General features: G+C 32.5%; 21 protein-coding genes, 18 tRNA genes and 2 rRNA genes. 38 read left to right on the top strand and 3 right to left on the bottom strand.

The features are described 5' to 3' along the window. The 25 genes from ACWOBP_RS06530 to ACWOBP_RS06410 form a co-directional block, all read left to right on the top strand. A 23S ribosomal RNA gene (locus ACWOBP_RS06530) occupies positions 1-1,018 on the top strand; the annotation flags it as partial. 70 nt (positions 1,019-1,088) lie between these two features. Then, positions 1,089-1,203, top strand: a 5S ribosomal RNA gene (gene rrf / locus ACWOBP_RS06525). A gap of 9 nt (positions 1,204-1,212) precedes the next feature. Beyond that, positions 1,213-1,288: transfer RNA gene (locus ACWOBP_RS06520), tRNA-Val, on the top strand. Positions 1,289-1,293: 5 nt separating this feature from the next. Beyond that, positions 1,294-1,369, top strand: a tRNA-Thr gene (locus ACWOBP_RS06515). A 10-nt stretch (positions 1,370-1,379) separates the two neighbouring features. Further along, positions 1,380-1,455: transfer RNA gene (locus ACWOBP_RS06510), tRNA-Lys, on the top strand. A gap of 7 nt (positions 1,456-1,462) precedes the next feature. Continuing rightward, positions 1,463-1,547, top strand: a tRNA-Leu gene (locus ACWOBP_RS06505). A 13-nt stretch (positions 1,548-1,560) separates the two neighbouring features. Then, positions 1,561-1,635: transfer RNA gene (locus ACWOBP_RS06500), tRNA-Gly, on the top strand. A gap of 14 nt (positions 1,636-1,649) precedes the next feature. Continuing rightward, a tRNA-Leu gene (locus ACWOBP_RS06495) sits at positions 1,650-1,736 on the top strand. An 8-nt stretch (positions 1,737-1,744) separates the two neighbouring features. After that, a tRNA-Arg gene (locus ACWOBP_RS06490) sits at positions 1,745-1,821 on the top strand. Positions 1,822-1,831: 10 nt separating this feature from the next. Further along, positions 1,832-1,908 (top strand) — tRNA-Pro (locus ACWOBP_RS06485). Between the two features lie 29 nt (positions 1,909-1,937). Then, positions 1,938-2,013, top strand: a tRNA-Ala gene (locus tag ACWOBP_RS06480). A 27-nt stretch (positions 2,014-2,040) separates the two neighbouring features. Further along, positions 2,041-2,117, top strand: a tRNA-Met gene (locus ACWOBP_RS06475). A gap of 29 nt (positions 2,118-2,146) precedes the next feature. After that, positions 2,147-2,223: transfer RNA gene (locus tag ACWOBP_RS06470), tRNA-Ile, on the top strand. Positions 2,224-2,231: 8 nt separating this feature from the next. Further along, a tRNA-Ser gene (locus tag ACWOBP_RS06465) sits at positions 2,232-2,324 on the top strand. 10 nt (positions 2,325-2,334) lie between these two features. Further along, positions 2,335-2,408 (top strand) — tRNA-Met (locus ACWOBP_RS06460). Between the two features lie 12 nt (positions 2,409-2,420). Next, positions 2,421-2,496, top strand: a tRNA-Asp gene (locus tag ACWOBP_RS06455). 26 nt (positions 2,497-2,522) lie between these two features. After that, positions 2,523-2,598 (top strand) — tRNA-Phe (locus ACWOBP_RS06450). A 4-nt stretch (positions 2,599-2,602) separates the two neighbouring features. Next, positions 2,603-2,675: transfer RNA gene (locus tag ACWOBP_RS06445), tRNA-Thr, on the top strand. Positions 2,676-2,690: 15 nt separating this feature from the next. After that, positions 2,691-2,774: transfer RNA gene (locus ACWOBP_RS06440), tRNA-Tyr, on the top strand. Positions 2,775-2,779: 5 nt separating this feature from the next. Further along, positions 2,780-2,850 (top strand) — tRNA-Trp (locus ACWOBP_RS06435). Between the two features lie 187 nt (positions 2,851-3,037). Next, a complete protein-coding gene (locus ACWOBP_RS06430) occupies positions 3,038-3,922 on the top strand; it encodes a ParB/RepB/Spo0J family partition protein (RefSeq protein ID WP_455337995.1) in 885 nt (294 codons plus the stop codon). Continuing rightward, positions 3,897-4,658, top strand: coding sequence for a ParA family protein (locus tag ACWOBP_RS06425; protein WP_455337994.1), 762 nt, complete (start codon positions 3,897-3,899; stop codon positions 4,656-4,658). Before ACWOBP_RS06430 ends, ACWOBP_RS06425 begins: the two co-directional genes overlap by 26 nt. Then, the gene (locus ACWOBP_RS06420; RefSeq protein WP_455337993.1) at positions 4,651-5,511 is read left to right on the top strand and encodes a ParB/RepB/Spo0J family partition protein; all 861 of its coding nucleotides are present in this window, start codon (positions 4,651-4,653) and stop codon (positions 5,509-5,511) included. Before ACWOBP_RS06425 ends, ACWOBP_RS06420 begins: the two co-directional genes overlap by 8 nt. Positions 5,512-5,513: 2 nt before the next feature. Then, positions 5,514-6,377, top strand: coding sequence for a mechanosensitive ion channel family protein (locus ACWOBP_RS06415; protein WP_455337992.1), 864 nt, complete (start codon positions 5,514-5,516; stop codon positions 6,375-6,377). 11 nt (positions 6,378-6,388) lie between these two features. Next, positions 6,389-6,574, top strand: coding sequence for a DUF951 domain-containing protein (locus ACWOBP_RS06410; RefSeq protein ID WP_003147408.1), 186 nt, complete (start codon positions 6,389-6,391; stop codon positions 6,572-6,574). 42 nt (positions 6,575-6,616) lie between these two features. Here the strand turns inward: ACWOBP_RS06410 and ACWOBP_RS06405 are convergent, their stop codons facing one another. Continuing rightward, complete coding sequence (locus ACWOBP_RS06405; protein ID WP_455337991.1) at positions 6,617-7,165, bottom strand: TVP38/TMEM64 family protein; 549 nt, start codon at positions 7,163-7,165, stop codon at positions 6,617-6,619. 145 nt (positions 7,166-7,310) lie between these two features. Further along, positions 7,311-8,159: a VOC family protein gene (locus ACWOBP_RS06400; RefSeq protein ID WP_455337990.1), complete on the bottom strand. Its 849-nt coding sequence runs from the start codon at positions 8,157-8,159 to the stop codon at positions 7,311-7,313. 271 nt (positions 8,160-8,430) lie between these two features. Between ACWOBP_RS06400 and ychF the strand changes: the two genes are divergently transcribed. Continuing rightward, on the top strand, positions 8,431-9,531 hold the full coding sequence (gene ychF, locus ACWOBP_RS06395) for a redox-regulated ATPase YchF (RefSeq protein ID WP_371451837.1): 1,101 nt from the start codon (positions 8,431-8,433) through the stop codon (positions 9,529-9,531). 107 nt (positions 9,532-9,638) lie between these two features. Next, complete coding sequence (locus tag ACWOBP_RS06390) at positions 9,639-10,925, top strand: DUF6792 domain-containing protein (RefSeq protein WP_455337989.1); 1,287 nt, start codon at positions 9,639-9,641, stop codon at positions 10,923-10,925. A gap of 54 nt (positions 10,926-10,979) precedes the next feature. On the opposite strand, the gene ACWOBP_RS06385 is transcribed toward ACWOBP_RS06390, so the two are convergent. Then, positions 10,980-13,265 carry a transglycosylase domain-containing protein gene (locus ACWOBP_RS06385; protein ID WP_455337988.1) on the bottom strand — a complete coding sequence of 762 codons (2,286 nt, stop codon included), beginning with the start codon at positions 13,263-13,265 and terminating at the stop codon, positions 10,980-10,982. Between the two features lie 182 nt (positions 13,266-13,447). Between ACWOBP_RS06385 and tyrS the strand changes: the two genes are divergently transcribed. From tyrS to ACWOBP_RS06330, 11 genes are all read left to right on the top strand, one after another. Next, the gene (tyrS, locus tag ACWOBP_RS06380; RefSeq protein WP_455337987.1) at positions 13,448-14,701 is read left to right on the top strand and encodes a tyrosine--tRNA ligase; all 1,254 of its coding nucleotides are present in this window, start codon (positions 13,448-13,450) and stop codon (positions 14,699-14,701) included. Positions 14,702-14,737: 36 nt separating this feature from the next. Next, a complete protein-coding gene (rpiA, locus tag ACWOBP_RS06375; RefSeq protein WP_455337986.1) occupies positions 14,738-15,412 on the top strand; it encodes a ribose-5-phosphate isomerase RpiA in 675 nt (224 codons plus the stop codon). A gap of 17 nt (positions 15,413-15,429) precedes the next feature. Continuing rightward, entirely contained in the window at positions 15,430-16,473 is a 1,044-nt protein-coding gene (locus ACWOBP_RS06370) for a hypothetical protein (protein ID WP_455337985.1), read from the top strand. A 19-nt stretch (positions 16,474-16,492) separates the two neighbouring features. Further along, a complete protein-coding gene (locus ACWOBP_RS06365) occupies positions 16,493-16,810 on the top strand; it encodes a metal-sulfur cluster assembly factor (RefSeq protein ID WP_003147395.1) in 318 nt (105 codons plus the stop codon). 178 nt (positions 16,811-16,988) lie between these two features. Further along, entirely contained in the window at positions 16,989-17,534 is a 546-nt protein-coding gene (locus tag ACWOBP_RS06360; protein ID WP_455337984.1) for a DUF402 domain-containing protein, read from the top strand. Position 17,535: 1 nt separating this feature from the next. Then, positions 17,536-18,348, top strand: a complete 813-nt coding sequence (locus ACWOBP_RS06355) for an NAD kinase (protein ID WP_455337983.1) — start codon at positions 17,536-17,538, stop codon at positions 18,346-18,348. Continuing rightward, positions 18,341-19,222: an RluA family pseudouridine synthase gene (locus tag ACWOBP_RS06350; protein WP_455337982.1), complete on the top strand. Its 882-nt coding sequence runs from the start codon at positions 18,341-18,343 to the stop codon at positions 19,220-19,222. Before ACWOBP_RS06355 ends, ACWOBP_RS06350 begins: the two co-directional genes overlap by 8 nt. 268 nt (positions 19,223-19,490) lie before the next feature. Then, on the top strand, positions 19,491-20,399 hold the full coding sequence (cysK, locus tag ACWOBP_RS06345) for a cysteine synthase A (protein ID WP_455337981.1): 909 nt from the start codon (positions 19,491-19,493) through the stop codon (positions 20,397-20,399). Then, positions 20,399-20,929, top strand: a complete 531-nt coding sequence (gene cysE, locus ACWOBP_RS06340) for a serine O-acetyltransferase (RefSeq protein ID WP_455337980.1) — start codon at positions 20,399-20,401, stop codon at positions 20,927-20,929. Before cysK ends, cysE begins: the two co-directional genes overlap by 1 nt. Before the next feature lie 90 nt (positions 20,930-21,019). Further along, a complete protein-coding gene (locus ACWOBP_RS06335; protein ID WP_455337979.1) occupies positions 21,020-21,733 on the top strand; it encodes an HAD family hydrolase in 714 nt (237 codons plus the stop codon). Positions 21,734-21,954: 221 nt separating this feature from the next. Continuing rightward, entirely contained in the window at positions 21,955-22,686 is a 732-nt protein-coding gene (locus ACWOBP_RS06330; RefSeq protein ID WP_455337978.1) for a rhodanese-like domain-containing protein, read from the top strand. Positions 22,687-22,854 lie beyond the last annotated feature (168 nt).

Below are 22,854 nucleotides of genomic sequence, written 5' to 3'. Positions count from 1 at the left end.
CGAAGGTATGAATTGAAGCCCCAGTAAACGGCGGCCGTAACTATAACGGTCCTAAGGTAGCGAAATTCCTTGTCGGGTAAGTTCCGACCCGCACGAAAGGCGTAACGATTTGGGCACTGTCTCAACGATGGACTCGGTGAAATCATAGTACCTGTGAAGATGCAGGTTACCCGCGACAGGACGGAAAGACCCCATGGAGCTTTACTGTAGCTTGATATTGAATTTTGATGCAGTATGTACAGGATAGGTAGGAGCCAGAGAATCATGCACGCCAGTGTATGAGGAGGCGTTGTTGGGATACTACCCTTGCTGTATTGAAATTCTAACCCTCGGCTTAGAAGACCGGGAGACAGTGTCAGGTGGGCAGTTTGACTGGGGCGGTCGCCTCCCAAAGAGTAACGGAGGCGTTCAAAGGTTCCCTCAGAATGGTTGGAAATCATTTGCAGAGTGTAAAGGCACAAGGGAGCTTGACTGTGAGACTTACAAGTCGAGCAGGTGCGAAAGCAGGACTTAGTGATCCGGTGGTTCCGCATGGAAGGGCCATCGCTCAACGGATAAAAGCTACCCTGGGGATAACAGGCTTATCTCCCCCAAGAGTCCACATCGACGGGGAGGTTTGGCACCTCGATGTCGGCTCATCGCATCCTGGGGCTGTAGTCGGTCCCAAGGGTTGGGCTGTTCGCCCATTAAAGCGGTACGCGAGCTGGGTTCAGAACGTCGTGAGACAGTTCGGTCCCTATCCGTCGTGGGCGTAGGAAATTTGAGAGGAGCTGTCCTTAGTACGAGAGGACCGGGATGGACGTATCAATGGTGTACCAGTTGTCACGCCAGTGGCATAGCTGGGTAGCTAAATACGGAAGGGATAAGAGCTGAAAGCATCTAAGCATGAAGCCCCCCTCGAGATGAGATTTCCCACGGATATTAAGACCCCTTGAAGACGACAAGGAGAATAGGTTAGGAGTGTAAGCACGGTAACGTGTTCAGCTGACTAATACTAATAGGTCGAGGACTTAATCAAGTGAAAGTTCTTAGAAAGAAACTGTTGACAAAAAGAAAAAAGATGATATAATATGTATATGAAGTTTTCGTCTGGTGGCGATAGCGAAGAGGACACACCTGTACCCATACCGAACACAGAAGTTAAGCTCTTTAGCGTCGAATGTAGTTGGGCTTACGCCCTGTGAGACTAGAACGTTGCCAGACTTTTGATATGGAGGTTTAGCTCAGCTGGGAGAGCACTTGCCTTACAAGCAAGGGGTCAGCGGTTCGATCCCGTTAACCTCCACCATTTATGCCGGCCTAGCTCAGTTGGTAGAGCAACTGACTTGTAATCAGTAGGTCGGGGGTTCAAGTCCTCTGGCCGGCACCATTTAAATTTAGAGCCATTAGCTCAGTTGGTAGAGCATTTGACTTTTAATCAAAGGGTCGAAGGTTCGAGTCCTTCATGGCTCACCATTCTTTTGCGGGTGTGGCGGAATTGGCAGACGCACTAGACTTAGGATCTAGCGCCTCACGGCGTGGGGGTTCGACTCCCTTCACCCGCACCATTTCTAAGTATTCGCGAAAGTAGTTCAGGGGTAGAACATCACCTTGCCAAGGTGAGGGTCGCGGGTTCAAATCCCGTCTTTCGCTCCAATAGTTAATATAGTGCCGGGGTGGCGGAACTGGCAGACGCACAGGACTTAAAATCCTGCGGTAGCAATACCGTACCGGTTCGATTCCGGTCCTCGGCACCATTATATTAGCGCCCATAGCTCAATTGGATAGAGCGTTTGACTACGGATCAAAAGGTTAGGGGTTCGACTCCTCTTGGGCGCGCCATTTAAATACACGGGAAGTAGCTCAGCTTGGTAGAGCACTTGGTTTGGGACCAAGGGGTCGCAGGTTCGAATCCTGTCTTCCCGACCATTGAAAATATATATAAACATTATTAATTTGGGGCCTTAGCTCAGCTGGGAGAGCGCCTGCTTTGCACGCAGGAGGTCAGCGGTTCGATCCCGCTAGGCTCCACCATTTTAAATAATGAATTTAGCCTTTATTGGCGGCGTAGCTCAGCTGGCTAGAGCGTACGGTTCATACCCGTAAGGTCGGGGGTTCGATCCCCTCTGCCGCCACCAATAATAGTTAGTGAATTCTCTAGGAACACGGACTCTTAGCTCAGTTGGTTAGAGCTATCGGCTCATAACCGATCGGTCGCAGGTTCGAGTCCTGCAGAGTCCACCATTTATCAAGGAGGAATACCCAAGTCCGGCTGAAGGGATCGGTCTTGAAAACCGACAGGAGTGTAAAAGCTCGCAGGGGTTCGAATCCCCTTTCCTCCTCCATTTTTATTATCGCGGGATGGAGCAGTCTGGCAGCTCGTTGGGCTCATAACCCAAAGGTCGATGGTTCAAATCCATCTCCCGCAATTTTTAATACTAGGTCCCGTGGTGTAGCGGTTATCACGCCTGCCTGTCACGCAGGAGATCGCGGGTTCGATTCCCGTCGGGACCGCCATTTTTTTATGTTAAAATTTAAATATTGCCTCGATAGCTCAGTTGGTAGAGCAATGGATTGAAGCTCCATGTGTCGGCAGTTCGACTCTGTCTCGAGGCACCATGTTGCCGGCCTAGCTCAGTTGGTAGAGCAACTGACTTGTAATCAGTAGGTCGGGGGTTCAAGTCCTCTGGCCGGCATTTTTTTTATATTTTGGGAAGATAGCGAAGAGGCTAAACGCGGCGGACTGTAAATCCGCTCCTTCGGGTTCAGTGGTTCGAATCCACTTCTTCCCACCATTCTTAGGGACGTAGTTTAACGGTAGAACAAAGGTCTCCAAAACCTTTGGTGTGGGTTCGATTCCTGCCGTCCCTGTATAAAGTGTAATCATTTATGATTACACTTTTTTTTTCTTTAAAAAATATCTGTTTTATTTCGGAAATATTCTTTAAAAGTACTGTTTCATAAGCTTTATTAGCTAATATATATTGGGAAATATTTTTGACAATTATTTTAAAGTATGATATTGTATTATTGTATATAAAGTTATAGGAGGTAAAATATGACAGAGAGTGTAAAACCATTTAGTAAGCTATATGATTTAACCCAGAGAGCAGAAAAAGTAGGAATTTCTGATGATGATGTACTCAGAGAAATTTTAGTTGAGAAGATTGTACCTAATAAATATCAACCACGTCGTGAATTCACTGAAGAGAAAATTAAAGAGCTTGCCGAATCAATTAAGCAAAATGGTTTACTTCAATCTATTACAGTTCGTGATATAGGAAATGGTTTCTATGAACTTATTGCTGGGGAAAGACGTTTAAGAGCAATTAAATACTTACAATATGCTACTACCAAGGCTATTGTTAAGGAATTAACTGATGAACAAATGGCAACTCTTGCCTTAATTGAAAATATTCAGAGAGAAGAATTGACTCCTATTGAAGAGGCACATGCATATCAGGAATTACTTAGAATTAACAAACTTACTCAAGATGAGTTGGCAAAATCCTTAGGGAAAACACAAGCAACTGTGGCAAATAAACTTCGTTTATTAAAGCTTAGTAAGAAAGTTATAGATGCGATAAATACTAAAAAAATAACTGAACGTCATGGACGTGCTATGGTTAAATTAGAACCGTCAGCTCAGGAAAAGTTATTGGTTCAGATTTTATCTCAGAATCTGAACGTTTCTCAAACTGAAGAAAAAATAGATACATATTTAAAAATAAAAAAAGATACAAAAGTATTTAACTCTACAGTTAATTATGATGGTCAAAAGGTTATAGCTAAACTTGTAAAAGAAATAGCTAAATTGGAAGAAAAATATAATATAAATCTTAATAAAGAAGAAGAAGAAAATATGGATAGCGTGGTTATCAAAGTTACTGTCCCACGTTATGTAAACAAAGAGGTAAATGATGAAAATATTAGCGATATGTAATCAAAAAGGTGGAGTAGGAAAAACTACTACTTCAATTAATTTAGCGGCTTCTTTAGCTTATCTTAAAAAGAAAGTATTATTAATTGATACTGATCCACAAGCAAATGCAACAAGCGGAGTTGGGATAGATAAAGCAGCTATAAGTCAATCAATTTATAATATCCTTGTAGATGAAGTTAACATTAATGATGTAATAATTAAAACAGCTTATGAAAATCTGGATATTGTGCCTTCTAGTATTGCATTAGCTGGTGCAGAAGTTGAGCTTGTCTCAGCAATTAGCCGTGAACAACGTATGAAAAATGCAATTTCAGAAATCAATGAGAACTATGATTATGTAGTAATCGATTGTCCGCCATCTTTAGGACTTATTACTTTAAATTCATTAACTGCAGCTAATGGGGTAATTATCCCTGTACAGACAGAATATTATGCCTTAGAAGGGCTTAGTCAGCTTATGAATACATTCAATATAGTAAGAAAACATCTTAATTCTAAATTAGATATTTTTGGTGTATTACTTACTATGACTGATAGTAGAACAAATATATCTAATCAAGTGGCAGAGCAGGTAAGAGAGCATTTCAAAGATAAAGCATTCGAAACAGTTATAGCAAGAACTGTACGTCTAAGCGAAGCTCCGAGTTTTGGTGAACCAATTATTGAGTATGCGAAAAATTCTAATGGAGCCAAACAATACTTAGCATTAGCTAAAGAGGTGATTGAACGTGGCTAAGAAATTAGGTAAAGGTTTAGGGCGTGGACTGGATGCTATTTTTGCTACTGAAAATGTAGAGTTAGTTACAGATAATGATAAAATAGTGGAAATTGCACTTGATGAGATAAAAAAGAATCCATATCAACCGCGTATTTATTTTAATGAAGAAAAATTAAACGAATTAAAAGAATCTATCGAAAAAAATGGTTTATTACAACCTATTATTGTAAAAAAAGCTGTAAAAGGTTATTACATTATAGCAGGGGAGCGTCGTTATAGAGCATTTGAATTGCTAGGTAAGAAAGCAATCCCCACTATTATTAAAGAGATGACAGATGAAGAAATGATGGTTTTTGCGGTTCTAGAAAACTTACAACGTGAAGATTTATCAGCTTTAGAAGAATCAGAAAGTTATAAAAATCTGATGGATAAGATGTCATTAACTCAAGAGGAATTAGCTAAAAAACTTGGAAAAAGTAGACCTTATATCGCGAATAGCTTACGTTTATTAAAATTACCTTCAGAAATTAAAAATAAGCTTGAGCAAGGGATTATTAGTACTGCGCATGCTAGAACGTTACTTTCATTAAAAACAAAAAAAGCTATGGAAGATGTCTGTACTTTAGTAATTGAAAGAAAAATGTCTGTTCGTGAATTAGAAGAATATGTAGCGAAGTTATTGAAACCGAAAGAGGTTAAGAAACCTAAGGCTAAGGATATTTTTATAGAAGAGCAAGAAAACATTCTTAAAAAGCGTCTTGGAACTTCTGTAACGATTAAACAAGGTCGCAATAAAAAAGGTAAGATTGAAATTGAGTTCAAAGATAATGATGAATTTGAACGTATTATTTCATTATTCAAGGATGAATAGTTATGAACATTATTGAAAAATTTAAAACTTCATTAAGTAACACTAATTTACTTATTACAGTTTTAGAAAAGCTATTACTTATAATTGGAATTTTTATTATTGCATCAATACTAGTTCGTATCTTTAATAAAATTATTGATTATGTGATGACAACGAGTGATAATGCCAATAAGAAATTTAATATAAAGTTTAATGAGAAAAGATCAGAAACGTTACACAAACTCGTTAAAAGTGCAGTTCGTTATACAATCTACTTTATTGCATTTTTTCAAGTTTTATCAATCTTAGGAGTTAATACTACGAGTATTGTGGCCAGTGCAGGTATAGCATCGGTAGCTATTGGTTTTGGTGCACAGAGTTTAGTTAAAGATATTATATCTGGATTTTTTATCATTCTTGAAGGACAATTTGATGTAGGTGATAATGTCAAGATTTATAATCAAGCAGCCTTTATTGCTGGAGGTTATGTAATGTCACTTGGATTACGTTCTACAAAAATTCGTTCTAAAGATGGTGAAGTATATTTTATTCCTAATGGGACTATTAATCAAGTAGTAAACTATTCTTTAATGTATAACTTAGCATTAGTAGAACTACCAATTAAGATTGATGAATCTATTGAAAAAATTGAAGAGAGAGTTAATAAAGTAATAGGTAATGCTAATAACTCTAAAGAATATCATGATTTATTATATAAAAATGATAAATTACACATCGATTATATAGAAAAAATTGAAGATAATGTTGTTACGATACATGTTATCGGAAAAGCTAAAGTCGGTAAGAAAAATGAAATTGAAACAATGTTAAGACGTGATTTCTATAAAGAGTTTAAATCTTTATTAACATCAAATGAAGAAAAATAGGAGGTTGGATTATGGAATATGAATTAAATGACATAGTAGAAATGAAAAAACAACACCCTTGTGGCACAAATAGATGGCAAATAACACGTATGGGGGCAGACATTAAGATAAAATGCCTAAAGTGTGATAATAACATTATGATGCCAAGACGTGAGTTTAACAAAAAAATTAAAAAAATAGTAGAAAAACATTCATAATATGAAAAAGCTAGTGAATCTAAATTTAGAATCACTAGCTTTTTATTTATTAAATCTTTTTGAGAGTTTTGAGCTGATAAAGATAAAAGCTAAAACTATAATTATTCCATATAAAAATTCCATACTTCCAATATTGTTTAGAGTAGTACCAAAGTGTAACCAGATCATTTTTCCAGGGATTAACCCTATAATATTACCGATAAAATATTTTTTAAACGATATTCTAGTTAAACCATATGAGTAACAAATGACACTATTTGGAAGAACAGGGATTAATCTATAGATTATTAAAAATATCATAAGTTTATTTTCACTTATACCGAAAATTGTATCGTATTGTTTTTTAGATAGTTTTTTTGCTAAGTATTTTTCTACATAATCACTGGCAAAATATCTTGAAATGATAAACATCACGCTAGTATAGATTATCGATGCAATTATCGAGAGGATAAAACCATGAGTGAAACCAAATAAATAACCACCAATCGCAGAAAATATCCCTGGTGGGAATAAAAATATTGGTAATATAGATGCTAGTATTAAAAAAACTATAGGTGCAAAGCTACCAAATTGTGCTATAAAATCCTGCATAGGTCCTCCTTCTGATAAAATAATATTCTTATTATATCATAAATCTAGGGAAATAAGCGACTAAAAACTAAAAGAGGGTGACTCGAAAATCGTGATTTCAGAGAAATCGATTTTGATGAGTCACCCTTGTAAAGATTTATAGATATTATACTTCTTTTACTAAGTGTACTTCAATACCGTTTGGATCATTGATAACAATCTTATTATCATATTCAGAGATGATTTTAGTGTTGTTATTTTTTATATTTTCCACAATTTGGTTGTAAGCAATATCATCAATAAATATTATTTCAAAATAATCTAATCCGGGAGTACCTTTTTCTCTAAGACTTAGATGAGGACCTCCCCAGTGATTAACAGCTAGATGGTGGTGATAATTTCCGTAAGCAATCCAACTGGCACTAGCTACGGTAAATTTATCACTGAATCCTAGTATTTCCTGATAGAAGTTAGAAGAAATGGTAGAGTTTTGAACACTTAGATGAACATGACCAATAATAGTTCCTACTGGTAAAGTATAAGGCACTACAGATTTTGAAATATCAAGTAGGTGAGTAGCATCGATAGGTTCTGTTACTCCTATGATTCGACCATCTTCTTTTTTATCCCAAGTACTTTCATCTTTATCATAATATACTTCAATGCCATTACCTTCGATATCACTTAGATAAAGGGCATTGCTATAGCCGTGATCAGAGCCACCATCTAAAGGTATATTAGAATCAATAAAGTGACGTAAGATATTTGCTAGACTTTGTTCATCTGGAACTAGGTATGCTATGTGATATAGACCGTAAGAACGAACTAGGGGGCCATCAACTTTTTTCAAGTGAAGAAGCGGAGTATTATCTAAAGTACCTAAAGTAGCTTCAGTTTCATTTTTAGAAATTACAGTCATCCCCATAGCTTCTGTGTAAAATTTAAGCTGTCTTTCAAAGTTTACAACATTAAGTGTTGCTGTACCAAGTTTTATGTTTGAATTATATTTTTTCATAGTTAATTATCATCCTTTTAATTTTTTTATAGAAATTTATATCTTGTAATATATTTTATATACCAAAATAATTTTTGTAAAGTACGTACTTTTATAATAGTTAGTATCTTTTAATATACTAATATATAAAATTAGTGATTATTAGCAAAAATATTTTTAAATAGTATAATATTAAATGATAAGTTTTGTGTTTTATGATATAATAGTTAAGTTGAGTAGGCAAGGCCTAAGTAATATAAGAAATTAATGAAGAAAAGGAGTGATTAATACTATGGCATTAACAGCCGGAATAGTAGGATTACCAAACGTAGGAAAAAGTACACTTTTTAACGCAATTACAAAAGCAGGAGCATTAGCTGCGAACTATCCTTTCGCAACAATTGATCCAAACGTAGGAATTGTAGAAGTACCAGACCACAGATTAAATAAATTAACAGAATTAGTAGAACCTAAAAAAACAGTACCGACTTCATTCGAGTTTACTGATATCGCTGGTATCGTAAAAGGTGCATCTAAAGGTGAAGGACTAGGAAATAAATTCTTAAGTCATATTCGTGAAGTAGATGCAATTTGCCAAGTTGTTAGATGTTTTGAAGATGAAAACATTACTCACGTTGCAGGTGGAGTAGATCCATTATACGATATCGAAGTTATTAACTTAGAGTTAATCTTAGCTGACTTAGAAAGTGTTGAAAAACGTATCGGGCGTGTAGAAAAACAAGCTAAACAAAAAGATAAAGATGCTGTTGCGGAATTTGCAGTACTTTCTAAAGTTCGCGACATTCTTAAAGAAGAAAAACCAGCTAGACTTTTAGAATTCGATAAAGAAGAGCAAAAAATCGCAAAAGGATTACATTTATTAACAATGAAACCTATGCTTTATGTTGCTAACGTAAGTGAAGATGATTTACTAGACGTTGACTCTAACAAACACGTAGCAAGTGTACGTGAGTTTGCTGCAAGTGAAGGAAGCCAAGTAATTGTAGTTTGTGCGAAAATCGAAGAAGAAATGGCTTCGTTAGAAGATGAAGAAAAAGCAATGTTCTTAGAAGAACTAGGAATTGATGAAAGTGGATTAGATAAATTAATCAAAGCAAGTTACAGTCTTCTAGGATTAGCAACATACTTCACAGCAGGTGTACAAGAAGTACGTGCATGGACATTTAAAAAAGGTATGTTAGCACCTGAATGTGCTGGAATTATCCACTCTGATTTTGAACGTGGATTTATCCGTGCTGAAACTGTAAGTTATGATGATTTAGTTGAATATGGAAGTATGCCAAAAGCTAAAGAAGCTGGTCGTGTGCGTCTTGAAGGTAAAGAATACGAAGTAAAAGACGGCGATATCATGTTATTTAGATTTAACGTATAATAAATATAAGAATTCTATATTTTCTCATTACTAGGGAAGATATAGAATTTTTATACTCTCTATAAAATGTGTTATAATTATTTTTATATAAAAGAGGTGATTTGACTATGTTAAGATTTTTCCATAATCCACTACTCGTAGCTAAACTAACAGAGTATGAGTATTTAATTAAAGGAAATAAGAAACAGAGTACAGCAGAATATAAAATAAAAAGAATTATAAAAGATGTTACTGGAGAAGTTTTCGAGAGCGTTGAAGTATATAATAGTGGAATATCAATTCCAAAAATTACGAAAAATGGATTTCAAGCTACAGCAATCTATATTCCAGAACTTAAAGAACTTCTTGTTATATATAGAGGTAGTGAGAGTGAAGATATTAGTGACTGGTTTTACAATTATACGGGAATAGTTTCTGGTGAAAATACTAGTCAAATTGATTCTGCGTGTAAATTTAACAACTTTTTAAAAAGGAAAATTGTAGATTTTGATTCTTGTTATAAAGTTGCTGCAGGTCACTCTCTTGGGGGACATATAGCAATTACAGTAGAATTGTTAAAACAAACATATCAACGAGTTTATACATTCAATACAGCATTACCACAGTTAAAACAACTTAGAAAATATGATAAAAAATATAACAAAAAATTAGAGGAGTATTTTTTAAAAAAAGATTTAGAGGAGACTAATAAACTCCAAGAATTTACTTCTAATTATTATGCAAAAAATGCTCATCATATATATAATTTTGTAAGAAAAAATGATTTTATTCAATCATTAAATATGACTGTAGGAACATTTCATGTAGGAAAGACTATAGAATTTCCTGCGCTAATCAAGAATTTTGTTGCACCTGAAGAGTATTTGACAGAAGAAGATACGTATGAATTAGACAAAATTTTCTGTGACTTTTATAATAGATTAATAGAGAAAAATATCACGCCAGACGATGTGGTGGAAAATCAAAAACAGGTAACAGATGAATTTATAGGATTACTTGTAGAAAAAATAAAAAATCCAATTCAACAACAAATAAGTAACTTTTCTTATAAAAAAGGAATAAAAGTATCCAGTGAAGTAGGAATTATAGATTCATATAGAACATTTAAGGCTGTTTATAATTACTTACTGTACTTGGCTCATGCTGGTATTATACCTGATGATGTAATAAATTGTACTGATAGTAGAGACGCTACAACTCTCTATGAGAAGCTAATGTGCGATGTAAATAAATCAAATCTTAAGAATTTATTAAAACCATTACAGGAGTTTTATACATTAGCTAAAGTTATTTATACTGTAACTCATGCTAATGGTCTAGATGATGTAGGAAATTGGGGAGAAATAGCTAAAGCACACGATCTTCCAGCTCTATACGATGCGTTAGGCGAGTAAGAAGTATTAAAAGAATAAAAATAGAGGATTGACTATGGGCCAATCCTCTATTTATTAGTCGTCATTTTCTTTTGTAACGATAGGTTTTATGACAGGAGGAGTTTGTGTGTTAGTTGTAGTTTCTTCTTTCTTCTCTTCTTTTTTAACTGGTTTTACAGTAACTTTTGAAGGATCATTAAATGAAATACTCTTATCAATATTGTAACCAAATTTTGCTAATGTTTTTTCTTTAGATAGTTCTTTAAAGTCATTAGGTACTATATCTTTTGTGCTACCTTTTGTATTGTTATATCCATTAATGCTTGAATCAGAGACTGACTTAGGTCGACTAAATGCTGTATCTGGTGCGATTAAGTTTTTATCAAGTGCATAGATAGCGTTCATAACGGCAACCCAACTTCTCTGAGCATAGTCATAACTTGGTACTTTTGCTGGACTGTCGTATCCATTCCATAGACCAACAGTAATTTTTGTAGAACCACCGACAACCCATAAATCTTTATAGTACTCAGAAGTTCCTGTTTTTACAAATAAGTTTTTAGAATTGAATTTAAGTTTGCTTGACATATCATGAGAAGTACCGTAACTCTTATTGATTACATCTCCAAGCATATCAACAATAAGATAACTTGTAGCCTCTTCGAATACTTTAACTGGAGAGAAGTCAGCTTTATAAATTACCTCTCCATCATTATTTTCAATTTCTTCAATGATATATGCTTTCTTATGTTCACCTTTATTTGCAAAAGTAGAGAAAGCACTAGTATTTTCTGTAACAGATAGACCGTATGTCATACCACCTATGGCAGTAGCTAAGTTAGTCTTATCACTTTCTGTGAGTCCTTTAATATCCATTTTTTCTAAGTAGTTAGTAACAGGATCTTCTTTATAAAATGTAGAGTATAATCTTACAGTGGCCAAGTTAAGAGATCTAGCTAATGCTTGTCTAGCAGGTAGGTAACCGTGTTGCATCATATCATAGTTTTCAGGTTTCCAACCATAATAGTTAAATCTTTTATCTAAAACTGTAGAGTTAGGAGTAATATATCCTTTGTCTATAGCAGGTCCATAAACTAATAATGGTTTTATTGTAGAACCTGGTGAACGACGAGTTCTTGTTGCGTGATTAAGTTGTTGTTTATTGTAGTTCATACCACCGATAAATGCTAAAACTTTACCACTATCATTTTCAATAACTGAAGCTCCAATCTCTAGAGGATAAACGATCCCCCCCTGAGTAGAAGTTGGATACGAGGTAAATTGTTTTTTCGTTTCTTGAAGTGTATCGTAAAGTTTCTTATTAAGTGTAGTTTTTACTTTATAACCACCAGTTATGAATTTTATTCTACTTTTTTCGATTAGTTCATTTCTATAGTCAGAATTGTTTTTAAATTCTTCTTCTCTATGATTTTTTGAAGCAGTTTGTTCAGCTAATATTTCTGCAACTGAACTTGTTACCTCGTCACGAATATAAGGATAATCAGTATATTCTGAATATTTTTGTTTAGTATAAGCACCTTTAATATTGAATTTCTTAGCTTCTTCAAATTGCTCTTTAGTAATAAAGTTATTTGAAAGCATACGTTCAAGTACGTAGTGCTGTCTGTCAAATCCTGCTTGAAGTTCTTTATCTGGACGAATATTTCCAGTTGAGTCAAATGGTGTATATGTATATGGTGATTGTACAAAGCCAACAAGATAAGCTGCTTGAGCTATATTTAAGTCTTTAGAATGAACTCCAAAAACACCTTGAGCAGCAGTTTCTATACCACTTATATTTTGTCCTAAACTATTTTTTCCGAAAGGAGCAACATTTAGGTAATTTTCAAGAATTTCGTTTTTAGAAAAATGACTATCAACACGAAGAGCTAATAATATTTCTTTTGCTTTTCTTTCATATGATCTTGAATTATCAAGAAGTTGATTTTTTACTAATTGTTGAGTGATAGTACTACCACCAGTTGATCTAGCACCTGTTGCTTCACTATGTGTAGCTCTTAAAACAGCCCAAATATCAATTCCACTGTTAGAATAGAAATTAGAGTCTTCACTTGCGATAATAGCATTTTTAACATTATCACCGATGTTTTCATAAGTAACAGTTTTTCTAATTAATTCAGAGTTTATTGTACCTAATTTTTCACCACTTCCGAAATAAACTTCACTGTTCTTACTAATATTATTTATTTGTTCTTTCATTTCTTTTTGGGTTAAGACAGGTTGATCTTTAACTAATCCACCTACATATCCAATAGCAAGCCCCATGCCTAAACTAATTAGTAAACCAATTGAAAGAAGGATAGCTTGCGATATAGAAGTTAGTATCTTCTTAATTTTCATTGTAATCTCCTTAGATTGCATACTATTAGCTACATTATACCATAACTTGATGAGAAAAACTAAATTATATGCTAGTTTAAGGAATAATTTCTCTTGTAAAAAACATAGAAAACTATAAAACAAAAAATAAAAATGTGTTATAATTAAGGTAAGTGTATAAAAATTGATGTGGAGGAATTTTAATGAGTAAATTATTAGAAGATTTAAAATATAGAGATTTAGTTTATCAACAAACAGATGAAGAAGGAATAAAAGAATTATTAGAAAAAGAAAGTGTATCGATTTATTGTGGTACAGACCCAACGGGTAATTCATTACATATTGGACACTTACTACCATTTTTAACGTTAAAAAGATTTCAACAACATGGACATAAACCTGTTATTTTAGTAGGTGGAGGAACTGGTATTATCGGAGATCCATCAGGAAGAAGCGAAGAGCGTCAATTGCAAAGCCTTGAAGTAATTGAAGATAATGCTCGTCGTCTTGAAGGACAACTTCGTAATATTTTCCGTGGGGATGATAATATTGAATTTGTAAATAACCGTGACTGGTTAGGAAAACTATCTATGATTGAATTTTTACGTGACTATGGAAAATTAGTAAATATTAATTATTTACTAGCGAAAGATTCAATTTCAAGCCGTTTAGATAATGGATTATCATTTACAGAATTCAGTTATACTATTTTACAAGGTATTGACTATGCCTACTTAAATGAACACCACAACGTTAAACTACAAATTGGTGGCTCAGACCAATGGGGTAACATTACTACTGGTTTAGAAATTATGAGAAAACTTCGTGGAGATGTTGAAGCTTACGGATTCACTATTCCATTAATGTTAAAATCTGACGGGACTAAATTTGGTAAATCTACAGGTGGAGCAGTATGGTTAGATCCAGAACAAACGACACCTTATGAATTCTATCAATTCTGGTTTAACACTGCAGATACAGAAGTAGTGCCGGCTCTTAAAAAATTCACATTCTTAGAAAAAGACCAAATTGAAGCGTTAAGAGAAAGTTCAGAAAAAGAACCACACTTACGTCTTGCACAAAAAGCTTTAGCAGAAGAAATGGTGAAGATTGTTCATGGTGAAAAAGCGTTAGAAAGTGCATTAAATATTACAAAAGCATTATTCTCAGGAAACATTAAAGAACTAACGGATACCGAATTAAAAGAAGCAGTAAAAGGGATGCCAAAATCTGAATTAGAGAAAAAAGAATACAATATCGTAGATTTCCTAGTTGAAAGTAATCTAGTTCAATCAAAACGTCAAGCTCGTGAAGATGTAAACAATGGAGCTGTTTATGTGAATGGAGATAAAGTTACAGATTTAGAGTATGTTGTAGAAGCTAAAGACAGATTAGAAGATGGATTTACAGTACTTAGACGTGGTAAGAAGAAATATCTATTAGTAGAATATAAATAATTTAAAAGTAATATATACATAAAGAGGGGAACTGAAATGAATCTAAAAGAAGTTGTTGGTAAAAAAGCTGTAGAATATGTGAAAGATGATATGATTGTTGGTTTAGGGACAGGATCAACGGTATTTTATTTTGTACACGCACTAGCTGATAAAGTAAAAGAAGGGTTGAATGTTGAAATGGTATCAACATCGATTCAAACGGTTGAACTAGCTAAAAGTCTTGGTCTTACAATAAAAGAACTAGAAGAGATTGATCATATTGATCTTGCTGTGGATGGAGTAGATGAAATCGATAAGGATTTTAATGCGATAAAAGGTGGAGGAGCAGCGTTATTTAGAGAAAAAATAGTTGCTGATATTGCTCGTGAAGTAATCTGGATTTATGATGAAAGTAAAGATGTAGAAAAACTTGGGAACTTCAACCTACCTGTAGAAATATTACCATTTGGTTATAGTCATACTATAAGAAAAATGGAAGAAGCGGGCTTAAATCCAGTGTTAAGATTAAAAGATGGCACTACTCTTATAACTGACAACAATAATTATATAGTTGATTTACACTTAGGCTATGGATTTGATATTCAATCTGTAAAAGAAAAACTTGAAAGCATAGTTGGAGTAGTAGAACATGGACTGTTTTTAAATATGTGTAAACTATGTATAAAAGGAACAGAAAATGGAGCTGTAATTATAGAAAATTCAAATCGCTAAGGATGTGAAAGATAGTCATGAAAAAGAGTTATCTTAGGGGAATGAGAGTAAAACTATTTTTTACTATAATATTAATTTTCATTAGCATTATAACTATTATAGCTGCGTATAATAATACTACAAAGTCTGCCGAAATGTTATATAATGAAGGCGATCAATTTACAGGAAAACATACTGGAATTACTTATATTAAATTAGAGGCTCTTGAGGAACTAGATATAGTAGATGAAAAACTGAAAAATAATGAACGATTTTATATGCTTCAACATGAACAAGGTTTTGCAATACTAAAAGCTACTCAAGATGATATTAAGAAATTAATTCAAAGTAGTGATTTACCAGAAGGTAAAAAGATAAATTTAAAAGATAAACAGCTTTATTCTCGTATTGATGTAATAGGAGAAAGAGGAAGAAAAGGAAGAACTAATATTTCTTCTGAATTGTTAGAGAAATTTCAGGATGCTGCAAAACATAGTTCTTTAATTAATAATAGAATTTTAGATGTATTTAAAGAATTGGGATCAAATAGAGAAACATCTAATTATAAAAGTAAATTACAAGAAAAGCCCTTTGTATCTAATGTTTATATAACAGTGCCTGGTAATTTATATTATTTAAGCACGTATGGATTGACTGTAGTTATTGTTTTGGTTACATTATTTTTAATTAAATCTATAATAAAAGGTATTAGAAAGTCTAGAGCTGAATATGAAGAGTTATTCATTGAATATCCAGAGATAGAGTATGATATAGATATTTTATTGAGGGAAGCAAAATATATAAATAAAAATTTAAAAGTTTTGATATATAAAGATGCATTAATATTCTATGGTGGAATCTTTAATTTTGAATTATTATCGAGATTTTTGGAGATTACTTTTACTGCGGTAAGAGATTCGAAAGGTAGAGTTACCGAGTATACAGCACAGTTTCATAGAAACTTTGAAACTGATGAAGTAGTAAAAATTTCTTCAAATTATAATAATATAAAAGTAGATATTATTGAATTAGGAGAAAAATTAAAACTGGAATATGGAAAAAAAGTAAGATATAATGATTAATAAGAAAAGAGGTGGAAATATGGAAACATTAAAAGATAGAGTAATAGAAGCATTAGAGAATGTAATAGACCCCGAGCTTGGTATTGATATAATGAACTTAGGGCTAGTATACGATGTTAAGATGAGTGATGATAATAAGCACGCTATCGTTGATATGACTTTAACATCTATGGGATGTCCTTTAGCACCTATTATCATCGAGCAAGTAGAAACAGCTATGCTAGGTGTCGATGAGATAGAAAAAGTAGATGTAAACATAGTTTGGGAGCCAGCATGGACAAAAGATAAAATGTCAAGATATGCTAAGATTGCTTTAGGAGTAATTGATTACGAATAAAATAATAAAAAGCAACTTCAAAATTAAGTCTAAGAAAAATTTTGAAGTTGCTTTTTATTATTATTTATAGGAGACAGATAGAGAAATTTATAAAAAAAAATGTTATTAGAGTAGAATGAAATATATTAAATATGTTATAATTAAAAAGACATTAAAAAAGAGTATGAAAGGAGGCACTATGTACAGAGGAGAAAGGCCTAAAAAGGGTGATGTAGTTAAAATAATAGCATATAAACATGATGGCTCTATTCATAGAATTTGGCATAAAAATGTTGTACTAGAAGCGGATGAACAAGTTCTGATTTTAGCTAACAACAGAACACTTGTTACTGAAAATGATGGAAGAACATGGGTTACTAAAGAAGTGGCTTTAGTATATTTTCATAATGAATGTTGGTTTAATATAATTTGTATGTTCAGAGAAGATGGAGTGCATTATTATTCAAATTTAAGTAGTCCATTTGCATATGATGTAGACGGAGTAAAATATATTGATTATGACTTAGATATAAAAAAATATCCTGATGGAAAGTATTTCTTGCTAGATGAAGATGAATATAATCAAAATAAAGTACGTTATCAATATGGAGAGAAAATTGATAAGATTCTAAAATATAATGTGAACAAATTACAAGAATGGATTGATAAAAATCATGGGGCACTTGCACCAGATTTTGCGGATGTATGGTTAGAAAACTATGAAAAAATAATGGGTGAAGATTAAAATGTTAGAAGGTAAATTTAGCGTAGAAGTAAGACAGGATGACATTTCAGAAAAGATAGGATCAAAATTAAAAGAGTTCTTATTATCTAGTGATATGATAGAAGATAAAGAAAATCCTGATTATGTTTTTGCTATTGGGGGAGATGGTACAGTACTGCGTACTTTCAATAAATACATGGATAATTTAGATAATATAAAATTTCTATCTATCCATACTGGGCATTTAGGCTTTTATACAGACTATTCTGCTCAAAACTATGAACGAATATTCTTTGACATGTTAGCTTTAACGCCTAAAGTTGAAGAATATCCATTATTAAGGGTTAAAGCATATTGTTCAAATGGGGACTTGGTATCTGATTATTATTCTCTAAATGAAGTGACGGTAAATAATCATACTGGAACAACGTATGCAGCAAAAGTTTATATTAATGGGGTTCACTTCGAAAGTTTTAGGGGTGATGGTCTGTGTATAAGTACACCAACAGGATCTACTGCGTATAATAAGAGTTTAGGGGGAGCTGTAATACATCCTCAACTACCTTTATATCAAGTGACTGAGATAGCAGCTTTAAATAATCTCGTATATAGGACACTAGGTAATCCATTAATTTTATCACAAGATGATGAGCTTATGATAAAACCAATAAAAACAGAGAATCATCGTATTACTGTGGATCATATGCATTTTAATTATGATAGTGTAGCTAAAATAAAAATAACTTTGGCAAAGGATAAGAAGGTTTCTTTTATTCGTTATAATGAAGATAGCTTTTGGCAAAGAGTAAAGAGATCGTTTATAAAAAATGACTAATATTATTTTAAAGTATTCTATAAAAGAAGAACAGATTTTAAGAGAGTTTTTATTGGAGAATAATATTTCTAGAAAAACTTTAACAAGGATAAAGTTTGATAGTGATGGAAGTATTAAGGTAAATGGAAGAGAAGAAAACGTTAGATATCTTTTAAAAGAAAATGATATTGTAGAAATTACTTTACCGAGTGAGAATTTTAGTGAGTTTGTTAGATTTATAGATAAAGAAATTGAAATTATCTATGAAGATTCTTATTTTTTAATTGTAAATAAAGGTATTAATTTACCATCGATACCTTCTAGAAATCTTGAAGATGAATCACTTCTTGAGAGAGTAAATTACTATTTTAAAAATAAGAATATTAATACAATTCCTCATATTGTAACACGACTCGATAAAAATACTTCAGGTTTGGTATTAATAGCTAAACATCGACATATTCATGCACTTTTTAGTACTCTTAATATAGATAAGTTTTATACAGCTCTGGTGAATGGAGAAGTCGAGGATAATGTAATTATTGAAGCTCCTATTCGTAGAGTTAGTTCTAGTATTATAGAGCGTGAAGTAGGAGAAGGTGGAGAATACGCTAAGACCGAGTATTGGTTAGAGAAGTATATACCAGAAAAAGATGTTAGTATTGTTAAGTTGAAACTTTATACTGGAAAAACACATCAAATAAGAGTTCATATGAAATATAAAGGTTATCCACTACTTGGTGACGAATTGTATGGTGGAAAGGTATGTTTAATAAGTCGCCAAGCACTTCATTGTAGTAATTTAATATTTAATCATCCTATTACAGGTGAGATGATTAATGTGAAAGTTGATTTACCTGATGATATGAATAATATAATTAAACATAATGAGTAATTTTTTACTCATTATGTTTTTTAGTACTAATTTTAGAGATATTATAGTAATTTATATAAATAATTATTAGTGAAAGTGTACTAAAAGTTAGAAATTTATAAATTTTGAATATTAGTATTATCATATTTTTTAAAAAGTAAATAATAAAAAGATGTGAAAACGGTAAAAGAATACAGATTAATTACTTTATTTTCATTAGTAAAGTATGCTATAATCTTATTCAAATAACAAAAGTTATTTATTATAAAGTCAGAAGAGGAGGGGTTTTATGATTTCAACATCATTAAAATTCGTAGGGAATACACCCGTATATCAACTAGATAACACAAATATTTTTGTGAAATTAGAAAAATATAATTTAGGAGGAAGTGTAAAAGACAGAGCGGTACTAGGTATGTTAGAAGAAGCTATGTCCCAAGGTGCTATTAATAAAGACACTATTATAGTAGAGCCGACTAGTGGAAATACTGGTATAGCTGTGGCTATTTTAGCTTCAGTATTAGGAATAAAAGCAGTAGTTATTATGCCTGAAAGTATGAGTATTGAAAGACGAAATATTATTAAAGCATATGGAGCACAATTAATTTTAACTCCTAAAGAACAAGGAATTAAAGGATCAATCGAAAAGGCTGCGGAAATTCGTGAAAAATACAGTAATGCAATTTCTTTAAGTCAATTTGATAATCCAGCTAACCCTGCATATCACCACAAAACAACAGGACGTGAAATTTTAGAACAAGTTCCAAATATTGATGTCTTTGTTGCAGGTGTTGGTACTGGAGGTACATTTACAGGTGTAGCAAGATACTTAAAAGAACAAAAACCAGAGGTAGTTACTGTTGCAGTAGAACCAGCAGAGTCACCAGCAATTAGTGAAGGACGCGGTGGAGTACATAAAATTCAAGGTATTGGAACAGGATTTATTCCAGAAAACTTCCGTAAAGAATATATGGATGAAATCTTAACTGTAACAAGTGAAGAAGCGATTGAAGAAACTAAAAACTTCTTACGTTCTACAGGTATTGGTATCGGGATTTCTTCAGGGGCTGCAATAGTAGGAGCTAAAAAAGCTGCCAAGAAGTATCCAGATAAAAATATTGTAACAATCTTACCGGATGGAGTGGATAAGTATTTATCAGTACTTGATTTCGAAGATGTTACACATGTTGAAGTGTAATGGGATATTTTGAAAATCTAAACTATAATCTAAATCGTGTTTTAAGAGATGATCCCGCTGCTGAGTCAAAATTTATGATTTATCTTACATATCCACATATAAAAGCTTTAAATTATCATTACTTTTCTCATAAATTTTATAAAAAGGGTTGGCATACGTTTGCTCGTCTTTTATCAAAAAGAGCCAGAAGATTGACAGGAATAGAGATACATCCCGGAGCAAAAATTGGAAAAGGATTATTTATTGATCATGGAATGGGGGTAGTAATAGGAGAGACTGCAGTAGTTGGGGATAATGTAACTATGTATCATGGAACTACATTAGGTGGAACTACTCTAGATCCTATAAAGAGGCATCCAACAATTGGGGATAATGTTATGATAGGCGCAGGAGCAAAAGTTTTAGGAAATATAACTATTGGAAAAAATTCTAAAATTGGAGCTAATGCAGTAGTAAAACATAGCGTTCCAGATGGAACGATAGTTTATGAAGCGAGACCGGTAGTAAGATATTTTGAAGAAGATAAGTAGAAGCTAGATTCCAAGTGGTTTTGCTTGGAATTTAGTTTTTTCACATGTACAATATAGAGTGTATCATAATTAAGAATAGAGGTGAAATTGATGACTAAGATAAAAAATCTAATTTTTGATTTAGATAATACTTTGTATGACTTTAGTAAAATATGGGAAAAATCAAATAAATTAATTTTTGAATATTTAAAATATGATAGTGTAGTGAGTTATGAAGAATTTTTTAGATTATATAAAAGTATAAATAATGAGTTATTAGAAGAAGTACTCCAAGGGAATATGAAATTAGTAGAGCTTAGAAATAAGAGACTAATGCTAACTTTAGAAAAACTAGGAATTTTATTAACTGATGAAGACTGTAGATTTTATTATGAGAAACAATTTGAATTTATCTTGGAATCAATAAAACCTGATGAAGAGATAAATTCATGGATAAATAGATTGAGTAAAACATATAATATGATACTCTTGACGAATGGAAAGTCATATGAACAAAGGATGAAACTAAAAAAACTGGGATTAGAAAATATATTTAAATTGTATATTTCAGGTGAAACATATATTAGTAAACCTAAAGAAAAAGCATTTATCAATGTCCTCGAGAAGGAGAACATAGTAGCTAGTGAAACTATGATGATTGGGGATTCTCTGCATCATGATATAAATCCAGCAAACAAACTAGGAATGAAAACTTGTTTGGTAGAAAAAAAATGGCATTTTGATGATGAATTAAAAATTTATACAGGTTATAAAGTTAAAAATATTAAACAGTTTTTCTTGGAATTAGAAGCTAATAAGTGCTAAAAAATATTATTATTTTTCTGAATATAATGAAAATATAAAAAAATAAGGTGCTAAATAAAGGCTGTAATTATGATAAAATTATAGTCTTTATTGCATTTTATGTAAATTTAAATGTTATATAAAAAGTAAAATAATTATTCTATATCTTAGATGGTGACGTTGATTGAAATCGTTTAATTTGTTATACTATTTATGAAAATAATTATAAAGGAGATAAAATTATGAAACGAAATAAATTTTTAGTCATCAGTATGGCAGCTGTATTATCATTGTCATTGGCAGGATGTTCATCAGCTTCGAATAGTACTTCGAGTAGCGGTAATGGAACTGTTGCAGTAAAAGAACTAAAGGGTGAAGAATTAAATAAAATTGAAAAGGATGATAAAGAAAAAGAAAAATATCTTGTAATTGATGTAAGAGATGCTAAAGAATATAAAGAAGGGCATGTAAAACACGCCATTAATATACCTCTTTCTGATATTGAAAAACATGCAGATCACCTAAGTGCATGGAAAGATAAAGAAGTAGTGACAGTTTGTAATACTGGTAAGAAAAGCAAGGAAGCAGCAGACAAACTTGTGAAGGCAGGTTTTAAAAAAGTTTCTAATGCTCAAGGTGTAAAAGATTATAAGGATTATGAAATTGTTAAATTTACTACATTATTAGCAAGTGATTTCCAAGCTGCAATTGATAAAAAAGAAGGGGTATTTATCGATGTTCGTGAAGCAAAAGACTATGAAAAAGGTCATGTAGAAGGAGCTAAAAATATTGATGTTAAGAATATTGATAAGGATTTAGCAGCATTATTACCAGCTGATAAAAATGCACCAGTTTATACGTATTGCTATAGTGGTAACCGTTCATCTAAGGCTGCTCAAAAAGCTGTAGAATTAGGATATACAAATGTATATAATGCTTGGGATGGAACAAAAGAACATGAGTACAAATTTTAAAAAATGGTAAACTTTTGAAGTAAAGTCTAGTGAAAAATCAAAGTAGAAATTACTTTAAAAAAAAGTAAAAATAATATTATTTATTAGGAAAAATTCTATTTTTAAGTTATACTAATAAAAGACGAGGTTCTACATGAATTCACTATATATTTAAGTACCACCTTGTCT

The organism is Gemella parahaemolysans, assembly GCF_053758945.1.
The sequence above is the reverse complement of the archived record's forward strand: the minus strand, read 5'-3'. Positions and strand labels throughout refer to the sequence as shown.